The organism is Pseudomonas syringae pv. tomato str. DC3000, from assembly GCF_000007805.1.
GTDB classification, from domain to species: Bacteria; Pseudomonadota; Gammaproteobacteria; order Pseudomonadales; family Pseudomonadaceae; genus Aquipseudomonas; species Aquipseudomonas avellanae.
Window position 1 is genome coordinate 4,355,050 of sequence record NC_004578.1, and the last position, 20,533, is coordinate 4,375,582.

General features: G+C 59.1%; 14 protein-coding genes. 9 read left to right on the top strand and 5 right to left on the bottom strand.

Annotation, left to right across the window (positions count from 1 at the left end):
* Window positions 1-41 precede the first annotated feature (41 nt).
* Window positions 42-2,258: a DNA internalization-related competence protein ComEC/Rec2 gene (locus PSPTO_RS19940; RefSeq protein WP_011104749.1), complete on the bottom strand. Its 2,217-nt coding sequence runs from the start codon at window positions 2,256-2,258 to the stop codon at window positions 42-44.
* Window positions 2,259-2,495: 237 nt separating this feature from the next.
* Between PSPTO_RS19940 and PSPTO_RS19945 the strand changes: the two genes are divergently transcribed.
* The 5 genes from PSPTO_RS19945 to PSPTO_RS19965 are packed head-to-tail and all read left to right on the top strand — an operon-like array spanning window position 2,496 to window position 10,462.
* The gene (locus PSPTO_RS19945) at window positions 2,496-4,523 is read left to right on the top strand and encodes a type VI secretion system tip protein VgrG (RefSeq protein WP_005770647.1); all 2,028 of its coding nucleotides are present in this window, start codon (window positions 2,496-2,498) and stop codon (window positions 4,521-4,523) included.
* Entirely contained in the window at window positions 4,520-5,371 is an 852-nt protein-coding gene (locus PSPTO_RS19950) for a DUF4123 domain-containing protein (protein ID WP_011104750.1), read from the top strand. Before PSPTO_RS19945 ends, PSPTO_RS19950 begins: the two co-directional genes overlap by 4 nt.
* A complete protein-coding gene (locus PSPTO_RS19955) occupies window positions 5,368-8,682 on the top strand; it encodes a toxin VasX (RefSeq protein WP_011104751.1) in 3,315 nt (1,104 codons plus the stop codon). Before PSPTO_RS19950 ends, PSPTO_RS19955 begins: the two co-directional genes overlap by 4 nt.
* On the top strand, window positions 8,679-9,566 hold the full coding sequence (locus PSPTO_RS19960; RefSeq protein ID WP_044392855.1) for a hypothetical protein: 888 nt from the start codon (window positions 8,679-8,681) through the stop codon (window positions 9,564-9,566). Before PSPTO_RS19955 ends, PSPTO_RS19960 begins: the two co-directional genes overlap by 4 nt.
* Window positions 9,563-10,462 (top strand): DUF6708 domain-containing protein, encoded by a 900-nt coding sequence (locus PSPTO_RS19965; RefSeq protein WP_011104753.1) that lies wholly within the window; start codon window positions 9,563-9,565, stop codon window positions 10,460-10,462. Before PSPTO_RS19960 ends, PSPTO_RS19965 begins: the two co-directional genes overlap by 4 nt.
* 33 nt (window positions 10,463-10,495) lie before the next feature.
* Here the strand turns inward: PSPTO_RS19965 and PSPTO_RS19970 are convergent, their stop codons facing one another.
* The 3 genes from PSPTO_RS19970 to PSPTO_RS19980 all read right to left on the bottom strand — a co-directional run bounded on the left by PSPTO_RS19970 (window position 10,496) and on the right by PSPTO_RS19980 (window position 13,004).
* Complete coding sequence (locus PSPTO_RS19970; protein WP_011104754.1) at window positions 10,496-11,284, bottom strand: ABC transporter permease; 789 nt, start codon at window positions 11,282-11,284, stop codon at window positions 10,496-10,498.
* Window positions 11,281-12,213 (bottom strand): ABC transporter ATP-binding protein, encoded by a 933-nt coding sequence (locus tag PSPTO_RS19975; protein WP_011104755.1) that lies wholly within the window; start codon window positions 12,211-12,213, stop codon window positions 11,281-11,283. The genes PSPTO_RS19970 and PSPTO_RS19975 overlap by 4 nt, the downstream gene beginning before the upstream one ends.
* A 167-nt stretch (window positions 12,214-12,380) precedes the next feature.
* Window positions 12,381-13,004, bottom strand: coding sequence for a glutathione S-transferase (locus PSPTO_RS19980; protein WP_011104756.1), 624 nt, complete (start codon window positions 13,002-13,004; stop codon window positions 12,381-12,383).
* A 175-nt stretch (window positions 13,005-13,179) separates the two neighbouring features.
* On the opposite strand from PSPTO_RS19980, the gene PSPTO_RS19985 reads away from it, so the two are divergent.
* The 3 genes from PSPTO_RS19985 to PSPTO_RS19995 all read left to right on the top strand — a co-directional run bounded on the left by PSPTO_RS19985 (window position 13,180) and on the right by PSPTO_RS19995 (window position 17,162).
* On the top strand, window positions 13,180-15,627 hold the full coding sequence (locus PSPTO_RS19985) for an acyl-CoA dehydrogenase (protein WP_011104757.1): 2,448 nt from the start codon (window positions 13,180-13,182) through the stop codon (window positions 15,625-15,627).
* 76 nt (window positions 15,628-15,703) lie between these two features.
* Window positions 15,704-16,114: a PA2817 family protein gene (locus PSPTO_RS19990; protein ID WP_005770653.1), complete on the top strand. Its 411-nt coding sequence runs from the start codon at window positions 15,704-15,706 to the stop codon at window positions 16,112-16,114.
* A 193-nt stretch (window positions 16,115-16,307) separates the two neighbouring features.
* Window positions 16,308-17,162 (top strand): pirin family protein, encoded by an 855-nt coding sequence (locus PSPTO_RS19995; protein ID WP_005770654.1) that lies wholly within the window; start codon window positions 16,308-16,310, stop codon window positions 17,160-17,162.
* A 102-nt stretch (window positions 17,163-17,264) separates the two neighbouring features.
* Here the strand turns inward: PSPTO_RS19995 and aceE are convergent, their stop codons facing one another.
* Window positions 17,265-19,934, bottom strand: coding sequence for a pyruvate dehydrogenase (acetyl-transferring), homodimeric type (gene aceE / locus PSPTO_RS20000; RefSeq protein WP_011104758.1), 2,670 nt, complete (start codon window positions 19,932-19,934; stop codon window positions 17,265-17,267).
* 144 nt (window positions 19,935-20,078) lie between these two features.
* Here aceE and PSPTO_RS20005 point away from each other — a divergent pair, with 144 nt between their 5' ends.
* Window positions 20,079-20,531, top strand: coding sequence for a MarR family winged helix-turn-helix transcriptional regulator (locus PSPTO_RS20005; RefSeq protein ID WP_005770656.1), 453 nt, complete (start codon window positions 20,079-20,081; stop codon window positions 20,529-20,531).
* Window positions 20,532-20,533 lie beyond the last annotated feature (2 nt).

Consider the following 20,533-nt stretch of genomic DNA (forward strand, 5'->3'; position numbering starts at 1 on the left):
GGGTCGCCAAGTGCCGAACGCCTCGATCGATATCCCTTCACTCAGTCACGCCAGAAACGCCGCTGAGCCCGCTCCGCCCGAGGCTGGCCGAACGCCCCCAGTTGCAGACTGATGGCACCTAGTTCGGCGCTGTCATGGTGGGTAATTCCCAACCATCGGTACCGCGACATGACCAACGGATGCGGATGACCGAAGGCATTGTTCTGCCCGCGGGAAATGAGCACGCCCAGCGGCGCAACCGCCTGCAGAAACACTTTGGAGGATGAACTGCGGCTGCCGTGATGCGGAGCCTGCAACCAGTGGGCACGAAGGTCAAAACCGCTGTCCATTGCCGCACACTCGGCGTGCACATCAATGTCGCCCGTCAGCAGCAGACGCTCACCACCGGCGTCGACGCTCAGCATGCAGGACCCGGCATTACCGTTGGGCGCCTGCTCCCAGCGCCAGGTGGAAAACACCACGCCATCCCATTCCCAGCGCTCGTTGTTCTCACACAGCCGGGCATCGAGTTGCGGGGCGAGCCGGGTCAGTTCCCCGCCCAGCACGCGGTTCACCGGAAATGCCCGATGAACCGCTGCCGCCCCGCCGGCATGATCCGCATCGGCATGGCTGATCAGCATCAGATCCAAGTGACGAACACCGGACTTGCGCATCGCCGGCACGACCACCCGTTGGCCGATATCGAACTCACCGAAACGCGGCCCTGCATCGTAGAGCAGTGTGTGATTGCGGGTGCGCAGCAGAATCGCCAGCCCCTGCCCCACGTCCAGTTGCAACACCTCGACCTGCCCCATCGGCACAGACTTGAGCGGCGGAAACACGCACAGCAACAACAATGGCCAGCCCAACAGGCGCAGCGGCACACCTTTGGGCAGCAATAAAACAAAGGCCCCGAGCAGACTCAACAGCCATGCCCAGCCAGGCACCGCACTGGGCAGCCAGGCGGGCAAGGCCTCGGCCACCCAACCGAGAAACACGAACAGCCATTGCAGCGCGCCTCCCGCCAGCCAGAGCAGGCCCTCGCCAACAACGGGGACCGGCAGCAGCAACGTGCCGATCAGTGCTGGCGGCAGGACGATCACACTGACCCAAGGCACCGCGAGCAGGTTGGCAAACGGGCCGCTGAGGCTGATCGGCAGGTTCAGCGCCAGCAAAATCGGCAACAAGCCGATTGCGATCAGCCACTGCGCGCGCGTCCAGCTCTGCCACCAGCTCCAGCTACCCAGACGGCCACTGAAAATCAGTACCAGAATGCCGACCGCTGCAAAAGACAGCCAGAAACCCGGCTGCAACGTCACCAACGGCTCAACGATCAGCACCGCGTTGAAGGAAATCAAAAACGGCCAGACCACGCCCAGATGCCGAAAGCGCAAACGCCACAGCAATACCATGCCGACCATCACACAGGCGCGCCGCACCGGCACCTCGAAACCGGCCAGCAATCCGTAGCCCAGCGCAGCAATGAACGCCAGCGCACAGGCCGAGGGCAGCCAGGGCAAAGCCCGTGGCCACAGTCCCCAGCGGGCGAGACCTGCGACCAACGCGTAAATCACGCCAGCAAGCAAGCCGATATGCTGACCGGAAATCACCAGCAGGTGCACGGTGCCGGTGTCTTGCAGCACCTGCCAGTCGCCACTCGACAACCCCGAGCCATCGCCCAGCACCAGCGCGGCCAGCCCGCCTTCCCTGCCCTGTGCATCAACCGCCAGCAAACGCTGACGAATACCGTCGCGCCAGGCCGCATGCGCGGGCGCCAGCCTTCGACCGTCCACCACCGTACCGGTCGCGCCGATGCGCTGTGCCAGCAGCCAGGCCTGATAATCGAAAGCATCAGGGTTGACCAGCCCGCCGGGGCGCTTGAGCTTTACCGCCAGTCGCCAGCGCTCGCCGCTGCGCACCTCAGGGCCGCCGTACCACGCCACACGGATCAGCGCAGGCAGCTTCGCCCGCCGCGACGTGGCGTGTTCCAGCTCGAAACGCACCACGCCCTCGGCAACGCTCGGCAAACCGGCCACTTTGCCTTGCAGCCACAGTGTCTGGCCGTCCAGCCGTTGCTGCAAACGGTCTTTCAACGCCCACTGCGCCGAAACGCACGCCCACGTGAAGCCGAGCAGGAACAGCGCCAGTGGATAGGTGCGAAACGGCAGCAGCATCAACGCCAGTATCGGCATTAGCAACAAGAGCCAGATCGGCGGCAAAACCGGCAGAAAGCGCAGGGCCACCAGCCCCAACGCGAGCGCGATCATCCCTGAGCGCATGGTGGTTCCTTGAAGCGGAAAGCTTCAAGGATCAGCGCAATCTTGAAATGTCGGAAGCGATGGTGTGTTGCGGGATTTGAAAACCTGTCATTCAGCGCGCTTCAACAGCGTAAAAACTCGCCCTTGAAAGGAGCTGTCCATTATCCGCACTAAAACTCGGAAATTTCCTGCATTTTTTTCGGTGATGGATTGTTAGCGTGCCGCCCGCCAAAAACAACTGTAGACCGGGACACGTAAATGCCTGCGCCAGAACATCGTTTCAGTCTGACTATCGAAGACTCGCCCTACGCATTTCAAGTGCTTGCCTTCGACGGTACGGAAGGCATCAGCAGGCCCTATGCGTTCACGATAGATCTGGTCAGCGAATGCGCTGACCCAGACCTCGAGCAGCTTTTGCACAAACAGGCATTCTTGGCATTCGACGGCATGGAATCAGGCATCCACGGGCAGATCTATCAGGTCAGTCAACGTGACTCGGGCAGACGGCTGACGCATTACAGCGTCACGCTGGCTCCCCATTTTAGCTATCTGGCACACCGCACCAATCAGCGCATTTTTCAGTCCTTGACCGTTCCGCAAATCATCAGCCTGGTGCTCAAGGACCACGGTATTTTCGAAAGCGCGCATCAGTTTCAACTCAATACGTGCTACTTGCCTCGTGAGTATTGCGTGCAGTACCAGGAAACCGATCTGCATTTCATACAGCGCCTGTGCGAAGAGGAAGGCATGCACTTCCATTTCCAGCACAGCCGCAAAAGCCATGTTCTGGTATTCGGCGATAACCAGAGCATATTCCGTAAGCTGGCACGGGCCACCGCCTACCATCAAGACAGCGGGATGGCTGCTGACGAGCCCGTTGTCCGCAGCTTCGGCACGCGCCTGGAAACCCGCACCAGTCATACCGCCAGGCGCGATTACAACTTCGAGAACGCCGGATGGCAGCCGCAAGCCGACTACCATCCTGACAAGGACAAGGTCCAACCAGACCTTGAGGACTACACCTATCCGGGTAGTTTTCACACCCGCGACCGAGGCCAACTGTTGAGCCAGCACGCTCTGGAGCGCCACCGTTGTGACTATCAAAAGGCAGAGGGGAAAAGCGACCAGCCCGCGCTGGTCAGCGGGCATTTTCTGCAGCTCAGCGATCATCCTCGAAAAGAATGGAACACGCTCTGGCTACTGACACGCGTGCATCATCAGGGCAAACAACCGCAGGTTCTGGAAGAAGCGCTCGTTGGCAATATCCTTGATAGAGAGAACTTCACTCAGGGCTACAGGAACAGTTTCGTTGCAACGCCCTGGAACGTATTTTTCAGGCCCGCTCTCAAGCACCGCAAGCCTCGCATCTTCGGCAGTCAGACAGCCCGTGTCACCGGCCCTGAATCGGAGCAGGTTCACTGCGATAGCCATGGCCGAATCAAGGTTCAGTTCCACTGGGACCGTGAGAGCACGTTTAACGCACGAAGCAGCACCTGGCTGAGAGTTGCGTCCCAATGGGCCGGGAACATGCACGGCAGCGTCACCATTCCGCGCGTAGGCATGGAAGTGCTGGTGACCTTTATCGATGGAGACCCGGATCAGCCGGTGGTCAGCGGTTGCCTGCCCAACAGCCTGAATCCAGCACCCTACGAACTCCCGGCCCATCAAACCCGCAGTGTCTTTCGCAGCCGCAGCACGCCTGACGGCGGCGGTTTCAACGAACTCTATCTGGAGGACCGTAGCGAGCAAGAGCTTATCTATGTGCGCGCACAACGTGACATGGAACAGAAAATCAACCATGACAGCCGTATCGAAGTGGGCAATGACCGGCTGGAAACCGTCAAGGGCAATAGCATCAGCGTTGTAGAAACAGAGGAACGGCGCACCGTAGGGGCAGACCGCAAAGTCCGGGTAAAAGCAGATGATTATCTGCACGTGGACAACAACAGTTACTGGCATGCCGGACAGATTCTGGTCGCCGAAGCAGGACAGCAGGTTCATATCAAGGCTGGCACCAACCTGATTCTGGATGCAGGTGCGAGCCTTACCCTCAAGGCAGGTGGTCAGCACATCGTCATAGGCGCTGGCGGTATTTTCAGCAGCAGTCCTATCAATCCGGGGGGCGTTCCTTTCATCGGGGCACGTTCTGTATCAGGGCTGCCGACGCCTGTAGCGGCGCTACTGAGCGCCTCTCTTGCCTCACAGAAACAGGCATTTCAGGATGCAGCAGCAAAAGCGGCTCCAGTGTGTGCTATTTGCCTGAAGTTGAAGGGAGAACAACCATGAGCCGCGTTTATCTGTTACTGGATGCAGCCCTGATCAACGATCTCGCCCAGCGCCTTCTGCACATGAAAGAGTTCGCCCGGTGCCAACCGCTCTATGTGAACACCGCCTACGAAACGCTTGCAGACTGCGGCCCCATGCTGGTTGAGGTCACGTCAAACATACCGTTGCAGGAAATGTTCAAGCAGCAATGGCGGGATGATTCGGGCATCTGGCTGGAATCTGCGGCCAAAGAATCCGAGCTCATCGAGCATTTGCGCAGCCTGGTGCATGTGCAACTGGACAGTGGTGTGACCGTGCTTTTTCGTTATTACGATCCGCGCATTACACGACTGTGGCTGGCAAGTCTGGAAAACCATGAGCTTGATTCGATGCTGGGCCCCATCGACTTGATCAGACTCCCCCTGAGAGATGGTAGTGATCTGTCGATCTGTCGGCACGGGCCAGAACAACGCGCTGCACGCTATTCAGATAAGCCCTGGCTTACCCTTGGCAGCAGACAGCTCGACACCCTGTGCCAGGCTCAGCAAGAGCGGTTCGACCGGCACCTGCTTGATCACTGCCAACGTTTCTTTCCTGAAACACTTGAGGGGCTTGGCCCCGACGAAAGACATCAATGGGCAAAAGCCTGCCGAAAAAGCGCGGCACGTCATGGCTACAGCACCGACAGTCAGGTCACCCGCTGGGTCGCGCTTTTCGCTTGCCTGGGTGCGAACTTTCCTCACGGCGACACTCATGCGCCTTATCAGGTCATTCTCGAAAAGCGGTTTATGTCGCCCGAAGAGCGCCTGGACGAGCTGCTTGCTGAACTGCCCCGCCAACTCATCCGCAACATGGAGTCTGCCGTATGAGTAACCGGGAAAGCCACACAGCGATCATCCGTCTGGCTGACGCCGACCGCGCAGCCAGCACAAGACCTCACGACGATATCAACAGCCCGGTGGCAAGCTGTCCTGCCAGCCAGGCAAAGGTGTTTGTGGTGCCTGTGCGTTATGCACTTGCGGAGCAAGCAGCCACTCATTCCGCTTTTCAGCCCGGCGTAACGCCGCAAAGCCACGCGATGGCTGCTCGGCAACTGCGAAGCGGTTTTCTCTATGTATGGCAACGGCATGGACCGCTGCAACGCTTTGCCGTATCAGCACAGGGCATGCTGGAGCCTCAGGCACTGGCTGACAATGCTACGGCGATTGAAAGCGGCTCGCTGTCGGGTCTGGCCCTCGACAAGCTTCATGAAACCTGGCTGCTCTATACCGAGCAGCCGCTTGACGTAAAGCACTGCGCGCGCCTGAGCGAGCGGGAGGTCCGCCAACAACACATGCGCTCCATCGACCTGCGCGAGGTGGCCGACGCTCTTCATGCCCCGCACTGCCCACCGCTTTCAGCAGCCGAGCAGGTTATTGCCGAACTGATACCGGACACCTTTGCCTGGGCGGTAACAATCGATCAACGGCGCAACGGCGAGCTCAACAGAGAAAAAACCGAGAAACTGGCCGAGGTCATGAGACGCGACCCGTCCTCCGCCAACATCAACGCCTACGTCAAGATGACACGCGATAATAAAGAGCGTGAGAGCATGACCAGGCACTATCCCGACGCCCGGGAAGATGACGTGGCGCCTGGTGCCTGGAGCACCCAGCCCTGGGAAGCCCTGCGCACGCAGGCCTGGCTGGAAAATACCCGCAAACAGGCGCAGGGCTTATGGTCGGTATTCGCGTGCCTGGACGATGATCTGGGCGTACTGCGCGATATCAATCATGAGCAGGAGCAAGTGGAAATCGCTCACGCCAGATGGCAGGAGGATCACAACCTGCATCTGGGCATTGGCGGCTTCATTCGCACCCTGGTCACCGAGGAGCCCGGCGAGGTAGCAAGCCTGCTGAAGTATCGCTACCGCGAGCGGGATATTCAGATCACGACAGCGCAGGGTCAACTGTTGCTGGACGCCAGCCAGCGTGTAGACGAACTCAATAAAGAGGCGGTCCGGGTCAGTCGCGGCAGAGGACGTCAGTACAGCCGCGAGCAGGCCGACAGGCTTATCGAAGCGCTGCGGATCAAACGCCAGGAAGCCGTGGAGCCGGTCAAAGCGTTCATTCCCGCCGACCTGAGTGACGAGGTGGAAAGCGTGGTGCGCGAGTACCGGAAGGAAAAGGTCAGCAACCTGGAAAACCATCACGTCAGTGCCAAGGTCGGCGAGTACATCGACCTGCCGTTGATGAACGCCTGGCTGGACCAGACCGCGCCAGACCACTACCAGCGCGTGGAAGCCCGCCACACGACACTTTATGCGGATCGCAGTCAGTTTCTGAAACGGCATCAGAGCGGTACATGGTTCGTGGATTACACCAACCCCGCGCACCGTTTGTGGCTGGATGAACTGGCCATGGCCTGCCTGAGCGCGCAATGTGTGCGCAGCCTGGGTGCCGAGCAATACGCCGAGTATGTGCGCAGCGCAAATTCCGGCGCACTACGCCAACTGTTCTTTGCCTGGAGCCCGACGCTTGAAGGCGCGCTCAATAGCGAAACGCGACTGGGCGAGCTACTCGCCGCGCTGAGCCTGGAGAACCAGGACAACGCACGTCAGGCCATGGCCAAAGTACTGGAGCATCTGGCCGAACCGATTCTCTCCGACATGAGCAACATGGCTCGCGATGCCACAGGTGTCTGGAGCACGCTGGTCAAACGTCTTGGCGCTGCCTTGTTGCTGCTCAAAAGTGAACATACCGACCGCCTCAGCGGGGCCTGGACCACCATCCTCATGGCCGCCCGGCTGGGCAATGAAGTAGGCACCCGAGTCATAAACGAAGGCGGGACCCGCCTGCTCCAGGCCTTCGGCCCCGGCATCAATGACTTCGTGCACTGGGTAAAAAGCACCGCCCACGCAATCTCCATCGGCCAGGTCGCAAGAATCGTCAACTCACCCGCCGTACAAAACAGCGGCGGCCTGGCCCCAATGGTCGTGCTGCTGCTCAATACCCTGAATACCCACAACTACCTGAATCAGGCCGGTGCGCTTGAAAAGATGGACGAGCAGAGGATCAACGATACGGCTTCTGCGGCGCTGTATTGGGGGGCGGCATTGGTTGCGGTGCTGGACAGTCAGGTGCGCAAGGGGATGGGGATAGAAGTTCTGGGCAGGGGCAGTGCGATGACACCGACGATTACTCTGTTTGGGGGGATTATTGGGGGGTTGTCGGCTGCTGCTGCGTTCAAAGAATTCAAATCTTTAAGTACACAACTTGAAAACTCACAAAACTCTGTCGACCCCTGGCTGGAGATACGCCAAAACGTGGTAGGCGGACAAGTAGCGGCCTACGGTGCACAGGCGATAGTCGGGATCGCCTACACCTCGCGCGCCCTTCTCGGCATCATCTCTGTCGAAGCAGCCACTGTAGGTTTTATGCTTTGGATGGGGCCTATTATCTGGATCATTGCTCTACTGGGCGTTCTGTACCTGATCGCTTGGTATCTTCAGCAAACCCCGTTACAAAACTTCTTGAGTAATTGCTGTTGGTCCAGGCAACGTGCGCATGACCGGTCACCCATCAGTCAGAAGCGCCAGATGGAAGAGCTGGATCGCCTCTATCTCATTCTTTACGCACCCCGCATCAGTTTCACGGCAGAGGAAGAAGCTCTCCCGGCGGACAACCGCGACGGAATAACCTACCAAGGCTACATCAAGACCCTGACCATCGATCTGCCCGGTGCGACACCCAACAACATCCGGCTGGACCTGTCGATGATCGGCGACCCGATGGATTATCAGCTCTGGCTGGAAATACGTGGCGCGCCTGGCTTGACCGAACGTCCTCACACCGTGCGCAACATGGGCGCTCACTGGCTGAGAAACAGCACTTGCGAGTGGATTCCCGTAGCACAAGGCCAAGGGCTGCGTCTTACCGGTGTTTTCAAGCGTATCGATCGCGAACTCGGCTCATTGCCACGCAGCGTGTCGTTGCGCGTGCGCTACGGGACACCATTTACTGCGCTGTACGGTGTTCAAGGCTTCATCGGCGGCGCGCGAGGTCTGGCCTTTACTGTAACGCCCGAAAATGGCGTTATCGCCCTGCGCAATGATCCCACTCCGAAACTGGACAGTGCTCAGGTCTACAAACTGGGCGAACAGCAGTGCTCTGTATTCCTGCAACCCGGGATCAGACGGTGAGCAGCCATCCCGCTGGCACCCGCCAGAAGAAACTGTTTTCACAAAACGACTATCTGGCACCACTGCCACTGCCCACCGGCCAGCAACCCGTCGACTCACTCAACATCATCTGGCGCAAAAACGAGGTTTACATCGACATTGGCTGCTACAGCGTGGGGTCAGCAGTGATGGTGATATGGCCGATGATGATCATGTTTATCAGTTTGGCCTACGGCTTGAACGATATCGACTTGCTTTGGCTGGGGGTAATTATCACCGGCATCCCCACCCTGATGCTCATTCACGGCCTACTCCGCCCAACACCCCCACCCGTCCGCTTCAATCGTCAGCGCCGCGAAGTCTGTGTGCCTCGTGACAACGGTGAATACTGGATCGTCCCCTGGGAGTCAGTCACAGCGGCTTCCACCCAGTGCTCCAGCATCGGTCAGGCGGGTCGCGTCACAATGGGACTGCTTTTCATCGGATTTGAAAACCCTGACGCCGAAGCATCAGAAGACAACAAGCACTTCAGCATGGGCTTCAATTGCGGTGGGGGCGAAACTGCAATGGCACTTTGGGAGTGTATGCGTAGTTACATGGAAATCGGACCGGAGGTGGTGCCTGAAAGCCGCGTCGGCGCGATGCCCTATGAAAAAACGCAAATAGGATCAATCGTCACCAGTCTGCGCAAAGGTGATGTGTTCGATGTGCTGCACGGCTTATTCTTCATCACGATTCTGGGCACCTATCTGGCGGAAAAGCTGCAAAACCTGAAGCTTTCACCCCCACCTGACCTTGAATACCCAGACATCATTGAATGGTCAAAATCTTTACCACCCGAACAGTGGGCAACGCCCTCCCCTGAGCTACTGGCCGCTCTGGCGCGGCAGGCAGCGACATCATGAGCAGCCATCCCGCTGGCACCCGCCAGAAGAAACTGTTTTCACAAAACGACTATCTGGCACCACTGCCACTACCCACCGGCCAGCAACCCGTCGACTCACTCAACATCATCTGGCGCAAAAACGAGGTTTATCTCGATATTGGCTGCTACAGCGTTGGGTCGGCGGTGATGGTGATATGGCCGATGATGATCATGTTTCTCAGCCTGGCCTATGGCTTGAACGATATCGATTTGCTTTGGCTGGGAGGAATTATCACCGGCATCCCCACCCTGATGCTCATTCACGGCCTGCTTCGCCCAACACCCCCACCCGTCCGCTTCAATCGTCAGCGCCGTGAAGTCTGTGTGCCTCGTGACAACGGTGAATACTGGATCGTCCCGTGGGAGTCAGTCACAGCGGCTGCCACCCAGTGCTCCAGCATCAGTCAGGCAGGTCGCGTAACAATGGGGCTGCTTTTCATCGGATTTGAAAACCCTGACGCCGAAGCATCAGAAGACAACAAGCACTTCAGCATGGGTTTCAATTGCGGTGGGGGCGAAACCGCCATGGCGCTCTGGGAGTGTATGCGTAGTTACATGGAAATCGGGCAGGAGGCGGTGCCTGAAAGCCGCGTCGGCGCGATGTCTTATGAAAAAACGCAAATAGGATCAATCGTCACCAGTCTGCGCAAAGGTGATGTGTTCGATGTGCTGCACGGCTTATTCTTCATCACGATTCTGGGCACCTATCTGGCGGAAAAGCTGCAAAACCTGAAGCTCTCACCCCCACCCGACCTTGAACACCCAGACATCGTCGAATGGTCAAAATCTTTACCACCCGAACAGTGGGCAACCCGCTCTGCGGAGCTGGAAATTGCCTTCGCCCGCCATGAAGAAAGCCACCCCATAAACGAGTGACCCGCCACACAGGCGGGTCACCGTCACCCGATGTTACTGACGCATACCACGCCCGCTCACCAGCAGCCGTGCGCAGCCGAAGTACAGGACGAAGGTCGCGACGATCATGAACGCCAGGGCGATGCTGATCTTGATGTCGGAGACACCCAGAATGCCGTAGCGGAAGGCGTTGACCATGTGCAGGACCGGGTTGGCCAGTGACACGGTCTGCCAGAACGGCGGCAGCAGGTTGATCGAGTAGAACACGCCGCCCAGGTAGGTCAACGGGGTCAGCACGAACGTCGGGATAATCGAGATATCGTCGAAGTTACGCGCAAACACTGCGTTGATGAAACCCAGCAACGAGAAGATCGTCGCCGTCAGCACGACCACGACGATGGTCACGCCCAGGTGGTGCACTTGCAGGTCGGTGAAGAACATCGACAGCATAGTGACGATGAAGCCCACCATCAGACCGCGCAACACGCCGCCCAGCGTGTAGCCGATCAGGATGGTGTGCGGCGAGACCGGCGACACCATCAGTTCTTCGATGGAGTGCTGAAACTTGGCGCCGAAGAAGCTCGAGACCACGTTGCCATAGGAGTTGGTGATCACCGACATCATGATCAGCCCCGGCACGATGTACTGCATGTAGGTAAAGCTACCCATGTCGCCGATCTGACGGCCGATCAGGTTACCGAAGATCACGAAGTACAGAACCATGGTAATCGCAGGCGGCAGCAGGGTCTGCGGCCAGATCCGCATGAAACGATGGACTTCGCGATACACGATGGTCTTCAGGGCAATCAGGTTGGGGCGCAACTCGCCGCTCTGCACGGTCATAGCGCCACCTTCGCAAGGTTTTTTTCCACCAGGGACACGAACAATTCCTCAAGGCGATTGGATTTATTGCGCAGGCTCAACACTTCGATGTCCTGAAAGGCCAATTGGCTGAACAGCGCGGTGATACCGACGTTCTTGTCGACCTGAACTTCCAGGGTGTGGCTGTCCAGCAAGCGGCTGGGGAAGCCAGGCAGTTGCGGCGCGGTTTGCCACGAGGCTTTGAGGTCCAGCACGAAGGTTTCGACGGTCAAGGTGCTGAGCAATTGCTTCATGCCGGTGTTCTGCACGATCACCCCGTGGTCAATGATGCCGATGTTACGGCACAGCTGTTCAGCCTCTTCCAGATAGTGCGTGGTGAGGATGATGGTGATGCCTTTTTTGTTCAGTTCGGTGAGAAACGTCCACATCGAACGGCGCAGCTCGATATCCACGCCAGCGGTGGGCTCATCGAGAATCAGCAGGCGCGGTTCGTGAATCAGCGCGCGGGCGATCATCAGGCGTCGTTTCATGCCGCCGGACAGCGAGCGCGAAGGCACGTCACGTTTGTCCCACAGGCCAAGTTGCGTCAGGTATTGCTCGGCGCGTTCTTTGGCGATTTTCGCCGGGATGCCGTAGTAACCGGCCTGGGTCACAACGATGTCGAAGGTCTTTTCGAACTGGTTGAAATTGAATTCCTGCGGCACCACGCCGATGCAGCGCTTGAGCGCAGCGGGTTCGCGGTCCAGGTCGTGGCCGAAGATGTTCACCATGCCGCTGGTCTTGTTGACCAGTGTCGAGATGATGCCGATGGTCGTGGATTTGCCTGCGCCGTTAGGGCCGAGCAAAGCGAAGAAATCACCTTCAGCAACGTCCAGATCAATGCCACTCAGGGCCTGGAAACCGTTGCCGTAGGTTTTGGTGAGCTGCCGAATGGACAGAGCAGAAGACATATCGGAGAAAGTACCCGTCAGAAAAGGAAATGATCTGGCCGCGAGCAGCCAACTGTCGTGAAGATCCAGCCGGCATGGTGCGCGGCTGGGTCATTCAAGTACAGACACATCTGTTAATAGTAAATATCAGGCGCCGGACATACGCCCGGCCAGTCCTTGAAAAGCAGTCAGGTCAACGGGCTCATGACGGCCTTGCGATAAGCCGGGCGCGTCTTGAGGCGTTCGTACCAGGCTTGGAGGTGAGGCAGCGGCGGACGTTCAATCGGCATTTCAAACCAGCCGTAGGCGAAGCACCCCAAGGGAATGTCGCCCATGCCGAAGGTCTCACCGGACAGATAAGGCTGGCGAGACAAGGCATCATCGGCAACCAGCAGCAGGCCGTGCAGCGTTTTGATGCCTTGCTCGATGGTCGGCCAGTCCTGCTTTTCAGGCGGCGTGCGCACCACGCCCCAGAACACCGGGCTGAACGGAGCGGCGATGGTCGAGGTGGTCCAGTCCATCCACCGGTCGGCAGAAGCGCGGGTCTGAACATCAGCGGGAAACAGGTCAGAATCAGGGGCATGGCGGGCGGCCAGGTAACGCACGATCGCGTTGGACTCCCAGAGCACGAAATCGCCGTCCTCGATCATGGGAATACGGCCGTTGGGGTTTTTCGAGCGGTAGGCGGCTTCGTCGACCAGCCCGAACGCGCCACCGGCATCCTGCGTCTCGTACGGCACGCCTACTTCTTCGGCAATCCAGAGTGCCTTGCGCACATTGCTGGAATTTTTCCGTCCCCAGATCTTGAGCATTGCGTTCCCCTCGCAGTCACTGAAAATTAATCGCCCGCCAGTCTACCCCTATACTGCACCCCATACAGCGGCAACTTCCTCGTCAACCGAGGGTCACTATCGATGTCGTCTCATCACTGCCTGGCGACCAGTTCTTGACCGCTGCCAAGGCCGCTGTCATCACGGAGGAATACTTATGCTGTTGTTGTGGATTGTAGTGCTGGTCGTCGGCATTGCCTGGCTGGCTCATCGACGTACCGCCCCGCTTCCGGCGCTAGGCGTGGTTGCCGTCTATCTGCTGGCCATGGGCATTTTCAGTCACGCGCCAGGATGGCTGCTGACTGTGTTCTGGGTGCTGTGGCTGGCAGTGTTCGTGCCCCTGGTGCTGCCAGACCTGCGCCGCAAGCATTTCACGGCGCCCATGTTCAGCTGGTTTCAGAAAGTGTTGCCGCCCATGTCGGAAACCGAGCGCGATGCCATTGATGCCGGTACGGTCTGGTGGGACGGCGAGCTGTTCAGCGGTCGTCCGGACTGGGACAAGCTCCTGGCCTACCCGAAAGTCCAACTGACGGAGGAAGAACAGGCCTTTATCGACGGCCCGACCGAAGAACTCTGCGCGATGGTCAGCGACTGGGAGATCGGTCAGGCGATGGACCTGCCGCCCGAAGCTTGGGCGCACATGAAAACGCACGGTTTCTTTGCGCTGATCATTCCAAAGGAGTTCGGCGGCAAGGGCTTTTCGGCCTACGCGCACTCCCAGGTGGCCATGAAACTGGCCACCCGCAGCGGCGACCTGGCGTCCACCGTGATGGTGCCCAACTCCCTCGGCCCGGCTGAGCTGCTGCTGCATTACGGCACCGATGAACAACGCAACCATTACCTGCCGCGTCTGGCGCGTGGCGAAGACATCCCTTGTTTCGCGCTGACCGGCCCGCTGGCAGGGTCCGATGCCGGCGCGATGCCCGACACCGGAATCATCTGCAAAGGCCAGTGGCAAGGTGAGGAAGTCATCGGTTTGCGCCTGACCTGGGAAAAGCGCTACATCACCCTTGGCCCGGTAGCCACCCTGCTGGGGCTGGCATTCAAGGCGTACGACCCGGAACACCTGCTGGGAGAGGAAGAGGACCTGGGCATCAGCCTGGCACTGATCCCCACCGAAACACCCGGTGTGGAGATCGGCCGCCGTCACCTGCCGCTGGGCGCGGCGTTCATGAACGGCCCCAACTCGGGCAAAGACGTGTTCGTGCCCCTGAGCTATCTGATCGGCGGCCAGCCGATGCTCGGCAAGGGCTGGATGATGCTGATGAACTGCCTCTCGGTAGGCCGTTCGATCTCGCTGCCGGCAGTCGGCACCGGCGCTGCCAAGTACACCAGCCTGGTGACTGGCCAGTACGCGAAGGTGCGCGAGCAGTTCAATGTGCCACTGTCGGCCTTCGAAGGCATTCAGGAAGCACTGGCGCGTATAGGCGGCAATGCCTGGCTGATGGACAGCGCACGCATGCTGACCGCCAATGCGGTCGATCTGGGCGAGAAGCCGTCGGTTCTGTCGGCCATCCTCAAGTACCACCTGACCGAACGTGGCCGCGAATGCATTGGCCACGCGATGGACGTGCATGGCGGCAAGGGCATCATCATGGGCCCGAACAACTACCTGGGCCGCAACTGGCAAGGTGCACCGATTTTCATCACGGTTGAAGGCGCCAATATCCTTTCACGCAACCTGATGATATTCGGCCAGGGCGCCATTCGTTGCCACCCGTTCGTGCTCAAGGAAATGGCCCTGGCCGGACGCGAAGACAAGCAGCAAGCGCTGGTTGAGTTCGACACCCTGCTGCTCAAACACATCGGCTTTGCGGTAAGCAACGCCGCCAGCACCTTGATTCTCAACCTGGGCTTTGGCCATTTCGAACGAGCGCCGGGCAACGCCCTGAGCCAGGGTTACTTCCGCGCACTGAACCGTCAGGCCGCAGCGTTCGCCATGCTGGCGGACTTGAGCATGATGCTGCTGGGTGGCGAGCTGAAGCGCCGCGAACGCCTGTCGGCGCGGCTGGGTGATGTACTCAGCCACATGTACCTGGCCTCGGCAGCGCTCAAGCGTTATCACGATCTCGGCTCGCCGGATCACATGAGCCCGCTGTTTCGCTGGGCCATGGAAGAAAGCCTGGGGCACTCTGAACGCGCCATGGACGAAATCCTCGGCAACTTCCCCAACCCCTTGCTGGGCGGGCTGTTGCGCGCAGTGGTATTTCCGTTCGGCCGTCGTCACAAAGGCCCTTCGGACAAGCTGGATGCCGAAGTCGCACAGGTGCTGGGGCGCGCCAAGGGTGACCCGACGCTGGAAGAGTTGCTGGCAGGCTGCTATCGCCCGCAATCGGCAGAGGATCCGGTGGGTGCACTGCAACATGCCATTGACCTGCTGAGCGCTGCTTATCCGTTGCACAAGAAGCTACAAGTGGCGCTCAAGAGCGGCCAGGTCAAACCGACCGCAGGCGAGCACGCCATCGACGCTGCATTGCGCATCGGTGTGTTGCAGGCAGACGAGGCACAGACACTGCGCACAGCCGAAGCGGCCCGTCGCAAAGTGATCGATGTCGATGATTTCGACAAGGAAGAACTGACCCTGGCAGCGGGCAAAATCCGCTAACCATCAGGTCGCACCACACAGCAGGCGCGTAGAGCTTTATACTCTCGCGCCTGTTTTGCATTTGAGGATTACCCCGATGGCCGACGCCACTCTCGATCACCAACTTGGCCTGCTGGCACACCTGCGCAGCATCCTGGTCGCGCTGGGCGAGGCCGAGCAGGTTCCGGAAGAAAGCCATGCGCTGTTCATGGAGCGCTTCGACGAACTGGTCGAGCAACTGCCGCTGGCCCCTATCGAAAGCCAGTACCTGGGCCAGGACATTCTGTGCCAGGTAATTCAGCGCTACCCGCAAATCGCGCACCTGGTGCCTCGCGACCTGCTGTGGTTTTTTGCCGGTGACTGCCTGCACTTCATGCCCGATGATGAAATCGAACTGTATCAGGCCCTGGAAGAGCGCCGTTACGAAGCTGAACAGAACGACGAGCCGTTTGACTGGAATCAGGAAAAACAGCTGTTGTCCATGTCGGCGCAGGGCAGCACGCACTGATCATCCGCAGCATTTAAACCTGTCCCGGAGGCTGTTTCGGGGCAGGCTTATTCTGATTGATAACCAGGCATCACTCGGCAATACATCGATAAATACGATCATTCCCTCCCGGGATTTGAATCTGTTTATCAACCAGACCCGCATACCATGACACTCATTATCACGATCATCTGATAAGGAGTGTTCTGTTTACATGACTCAATTTCGTAAAGTGCTGTCCATTCAGGCGGGCCAACCTGCCTCAGACGGTGCAGGGGTGAAACTGACGCGCGTTTTCGGCGGCCGGGGCATCGAGCTGTTCGATCCGTTCCTGATGCTCGACGAGTTCGGATCGGACAAGCCCGGCGACTATATCGCAGGCTTTCCGCCCCATCCGCATCGCGGCTTCGAGACCGTGACCTACATGCTTGAAGGGCGTATGCGCCATGAAGACCACATGGGCAATGTCGGCCTGCTGCAGGGTGGCGGTGTGCAGTGGATGACCGCAGCACGCGGAATCATTCACAGCGAAATGCCCGAACAGGAAGAAGGCACCATGCGTGGGTTTCAGCTATGGCTGAACCTGCCGGGCAAGAATAAGCTGAACGAAGCCAGTTATCAGGACATCCAGCCGGAAAACGTCCCTCGACTGACCACCGAAGGCGGTGTGCAGGTGGTAGTGATCGCCGGGCATTTCGACGATGGCACGGTTCGACAGGCCGGGGCTGTGCAGCGCCCGGACACCGAGCCGCTGTACCTGGACTTCCATATGCCCGCCGGCAGTCGCATCAGCCCGCAGGTGCCCGAAGGACACCTCGCGTTGCTGTATGTGTACGAAGGCAGTATCGAGATCGAGGGCAGCCCGCAAGCCGTGGCTACTCGCCAGATGGCGCGCCTGTCTGGCGAAGGTCAATTGCAGATCAGCAGCACCCACGGTGCGCGAGTGCTGTTGATTGCAGGCAAACCTCTGCGCGAGCCCATCGTGCAATACGGGCCGTTCGTTATGAACACCCGTGAAGAGATCGAACAGGCGCTGCGTGACTTCCGGGAAGATCGTCTGACGGCGTGACTGAGTCCAGCCGTCAACATTATCGGCTGCCTTCAACGGCCCTTTCATGAGCAAGCGAAAGGGCCGGTCAGACGATACCTTCATAACCCCTTTAAACCAGCCTCAGACCAGCACCGGGTTCTGCTTGTCAGGGTTGATTTTGTAGCGTTCGATGGCTTGCGCCACGACCTTGCGTTCAACCTTGCCGTCATCGGCCAGCGCCTTTAGCGCCGCCACCGCGACGAAGTAACGGTCTACCTCGAAGAAGTGACGCAGCGACTCACGCGTATCAGACTGGCCAAAGCCATCGGTACCCAGTGCCACAAAGCGGCGCAGGGGCACGAACGGGCGAATCTGATCGGCGAATATCTTCATGTAATCCGTCGCCACGACAACCGGCCCTTCCCTGTCTGCCAGGCAGCTTTCCACGTAGCTCAGACGCGGCTCCTGCTCGGGATTAAGCAGGTTCCAGCGCTCCACATCCTGGCCTTCACGACGCAGCTCGGTAAGGCTGGTGACGCTCCAGATTTCGCTGCTCACGCCAAAATCATCCTCCAGCAAGCGGGCGGCGGCGATGACCTCCAGCAGGATCGACCCGCAGCCCATCAGTTGCACGTGCTTGCCGGTGTTGATCGATGCACTGGCCTGCAAAGGGTACATGCCTTTGAGAATGCCGGGCTCGGCACCTTCGGGCAGATCAGGGTGCGGGTAGTTTTCGTTGGGCAACGTGATGTAGTAATAAATGTCTTCGTTTTCGGCAAACATGCGGCGCATGCCGTCCTGAATGATCACCGCGAGCTCAAACGCAAACGTCGGGTCGTACGACACGCAGCAGGGTATCGTCGATGACATCACATGGCTGTGGCCGTCGTCATGTTGCAGGCCCTCGCCCATCAGTGTGGTCCGGCCTGACGTGGCCCCCAGCAGAAACCCCCGCGCCCGGGCATCACCCGCCGCCCAGGCAAGATCACCCACGCGCTGGAAGCCGAACATCGAATAGAAAATATAGAACGGCACGGTCATCACGCCGTGGTTGGCATAGGACGTACTGGCCGCGATCCATGAGGAAATGGCACCGGACTCGTTGAGCCCTTCCTGCATGATCTGCCCGTCTGTGCTTTCCTTGTAGTAGCTCAGTTGCCCCGCGTCCTGTGGCGTGTACAACTGACCGACGTGGGAATGAATACCGATCTGGCGGAACAGGTTCTCCATGCCAAAGGTGCGGGACTCGTCCGGCACGATGGGCACGATCAGTTTGCCGATGTTCGGGTCCTTGAGCAGCGTCGACAGGATGCGCACAAAGGCCATGGTCGTCGATATACCGCGATCGCCGGTGTTCTTGAGCTGGGTATCCAGCGCCGAGAGCGGCGGGACCTGCAAGGTGGCGGCATCACTGAAACGCGCCGGAATGTACCCGCCCAGTTGCGCGCGACGGGCCTTGAGGTATAGCGCCTCGGTACTGCCCTCGGCAGGCTTGAGGTAAGGCATGTCGCCCAATTGATCGTCTGTGATGTCCAGCGCGAAACGGTCACGGAAAGCCTTGATCGCATCAGCGCCCAGTTTCTTCAACTGATGGTTGATGTTCTGCCCTTCACCCGCCTCACCCATGCCGAAGCCTTTGACTGTCTTGGCCAGGATCACGGTCGGTCCGCCCTGGTGGCGCATGGCGGCTGCGTAAGCGTTGTAGACTTTTTCCGGGTCGTGACCGCCGCGCGAGAGCTTCCAGATGTCGTCATCGCTCAGGTCGCTGACCAGTTCCAGCAACTCCGGGTATTTGCCGAAGAAATGCTCGCGCACGTAAGCGCCATTCTGGGATTTGTAGTTCTGGTACTCACCGTCCACGCATTCCATCATGCGCTGACGCAACAAACCGCTCTTGTCTTTCTCCAGCAGCGCATCCCAGCCGCCGCCCCAGATGACCTTGATGACGTTCCAGCCAGCGGCGCGGTAGAGGCTTTCGAACTCCTGAATGACCTTGCTGTTACCGCGCACCGGCCCGTCGAGACGTTGCAGGTTGCAGTTGACGACGAAGATGATGTTGTCGAGCTTTTCGCGTCCGGCCAGTGCAACGGCTGCCTGAGACTCGGGCTGGTCCATTTCGCCATCGCCAAGGAATGCCCAGACCTTGCGGCCCTGATGCTCCTTGAGCCCGCGGTTTTCCAGATAGCGCATGAAGCGCGCATGATACGCCGCCGTAATCGGCCCCAGGCCCATCGAAACCGTGGGAAATTGCCAGAAGTCCGGCATCAGACGCGGATGCGGATAGGACGAAATACCGTCGCGGTCGGTTTCGCGACGGAAGTTATCCAGTTGCTCTTCGCTCAGGCGACCTTCCAGATAAGCCCTGCCGTAGATGCCTGGCGAGGAATGGCCTTGGATGTAAACCAGATCACCGGCGAACTGCTCGGTACGCCCGCGAAAGAAGTGATCGAAACCAACATCGTAAAGCACTGCCGCAGACGCATAGGAAGCAATGTGGCCACCGACACCGGAATGCTTGCCGGCACGCAGCACCATGGCCAGCGCGTTCCAGCGGATGAAGGCATTGATGCGCTTTTCAACCTGCAGATCGCCCGGATAAGGCTGCTGGCGGTCGAGGGGAATGGTATTGACGTAGGGCGTCGTGACCCGACCATAGAAATCGCCGTGTTGGGCGACATCGAAGTCCAGCAACTGATCGATCAGGTAGTGCGCGCGCGGACGCCCTTCACTGTTGAGTACCGACTCGATCGATTCGAGCCATTCGCGGGTTTCTTGCGGATCCTCGTCAAGAAACCGGGGTTGCTGTGCCATCGTCGTCTCCTACTTTGATGCGGCAGTGAACGCCAGACAGGCGTCTGCCTTGAAAAATCTGATTGCAATTGCAATCACATGCCGGAATTTAGCCCGCGTTCGGTTACTATTGCAACCCTCTAGAACTTCAGATCCAGGTGATTCATGTCGTCAGCCGAACCGGATACGTGGTTCAGATTCGTCAAGGCGCACCGCTGTCTGATCCGCGAAATCGAACGACGTCTGGCCGCAGCCGAACTGCCACCCTACGCGTGGTACGACGCGCTCTGGGGCGTGGAAAGCGGCCCTCAGGGCATGCGGCGCATGCATGAACTGGCCGATGTCATGGCCATCGAACGCTACAACCTGACCCGCCTTGTCGACCGCCTCGAAAGCGAAGGGCTGGTGGAACGCCGCCGCTCCGACAGTGACGGTCGAGGCGCTGTCGCAGCGATTACCGAGAAGGGCCGAACGCTGCGCAAACAGATGTGGCAGATCTACCAGACGGCAGTGGCCGAGCTGTTTCTGGCGCAATTCGACGGCCAGCAACGCCAGGTGTTTGCCGACGCACTGGAGCGTGCTGCGCTGGCAGCCCGGCAAAGCGGCGCCAAGGGCTGACA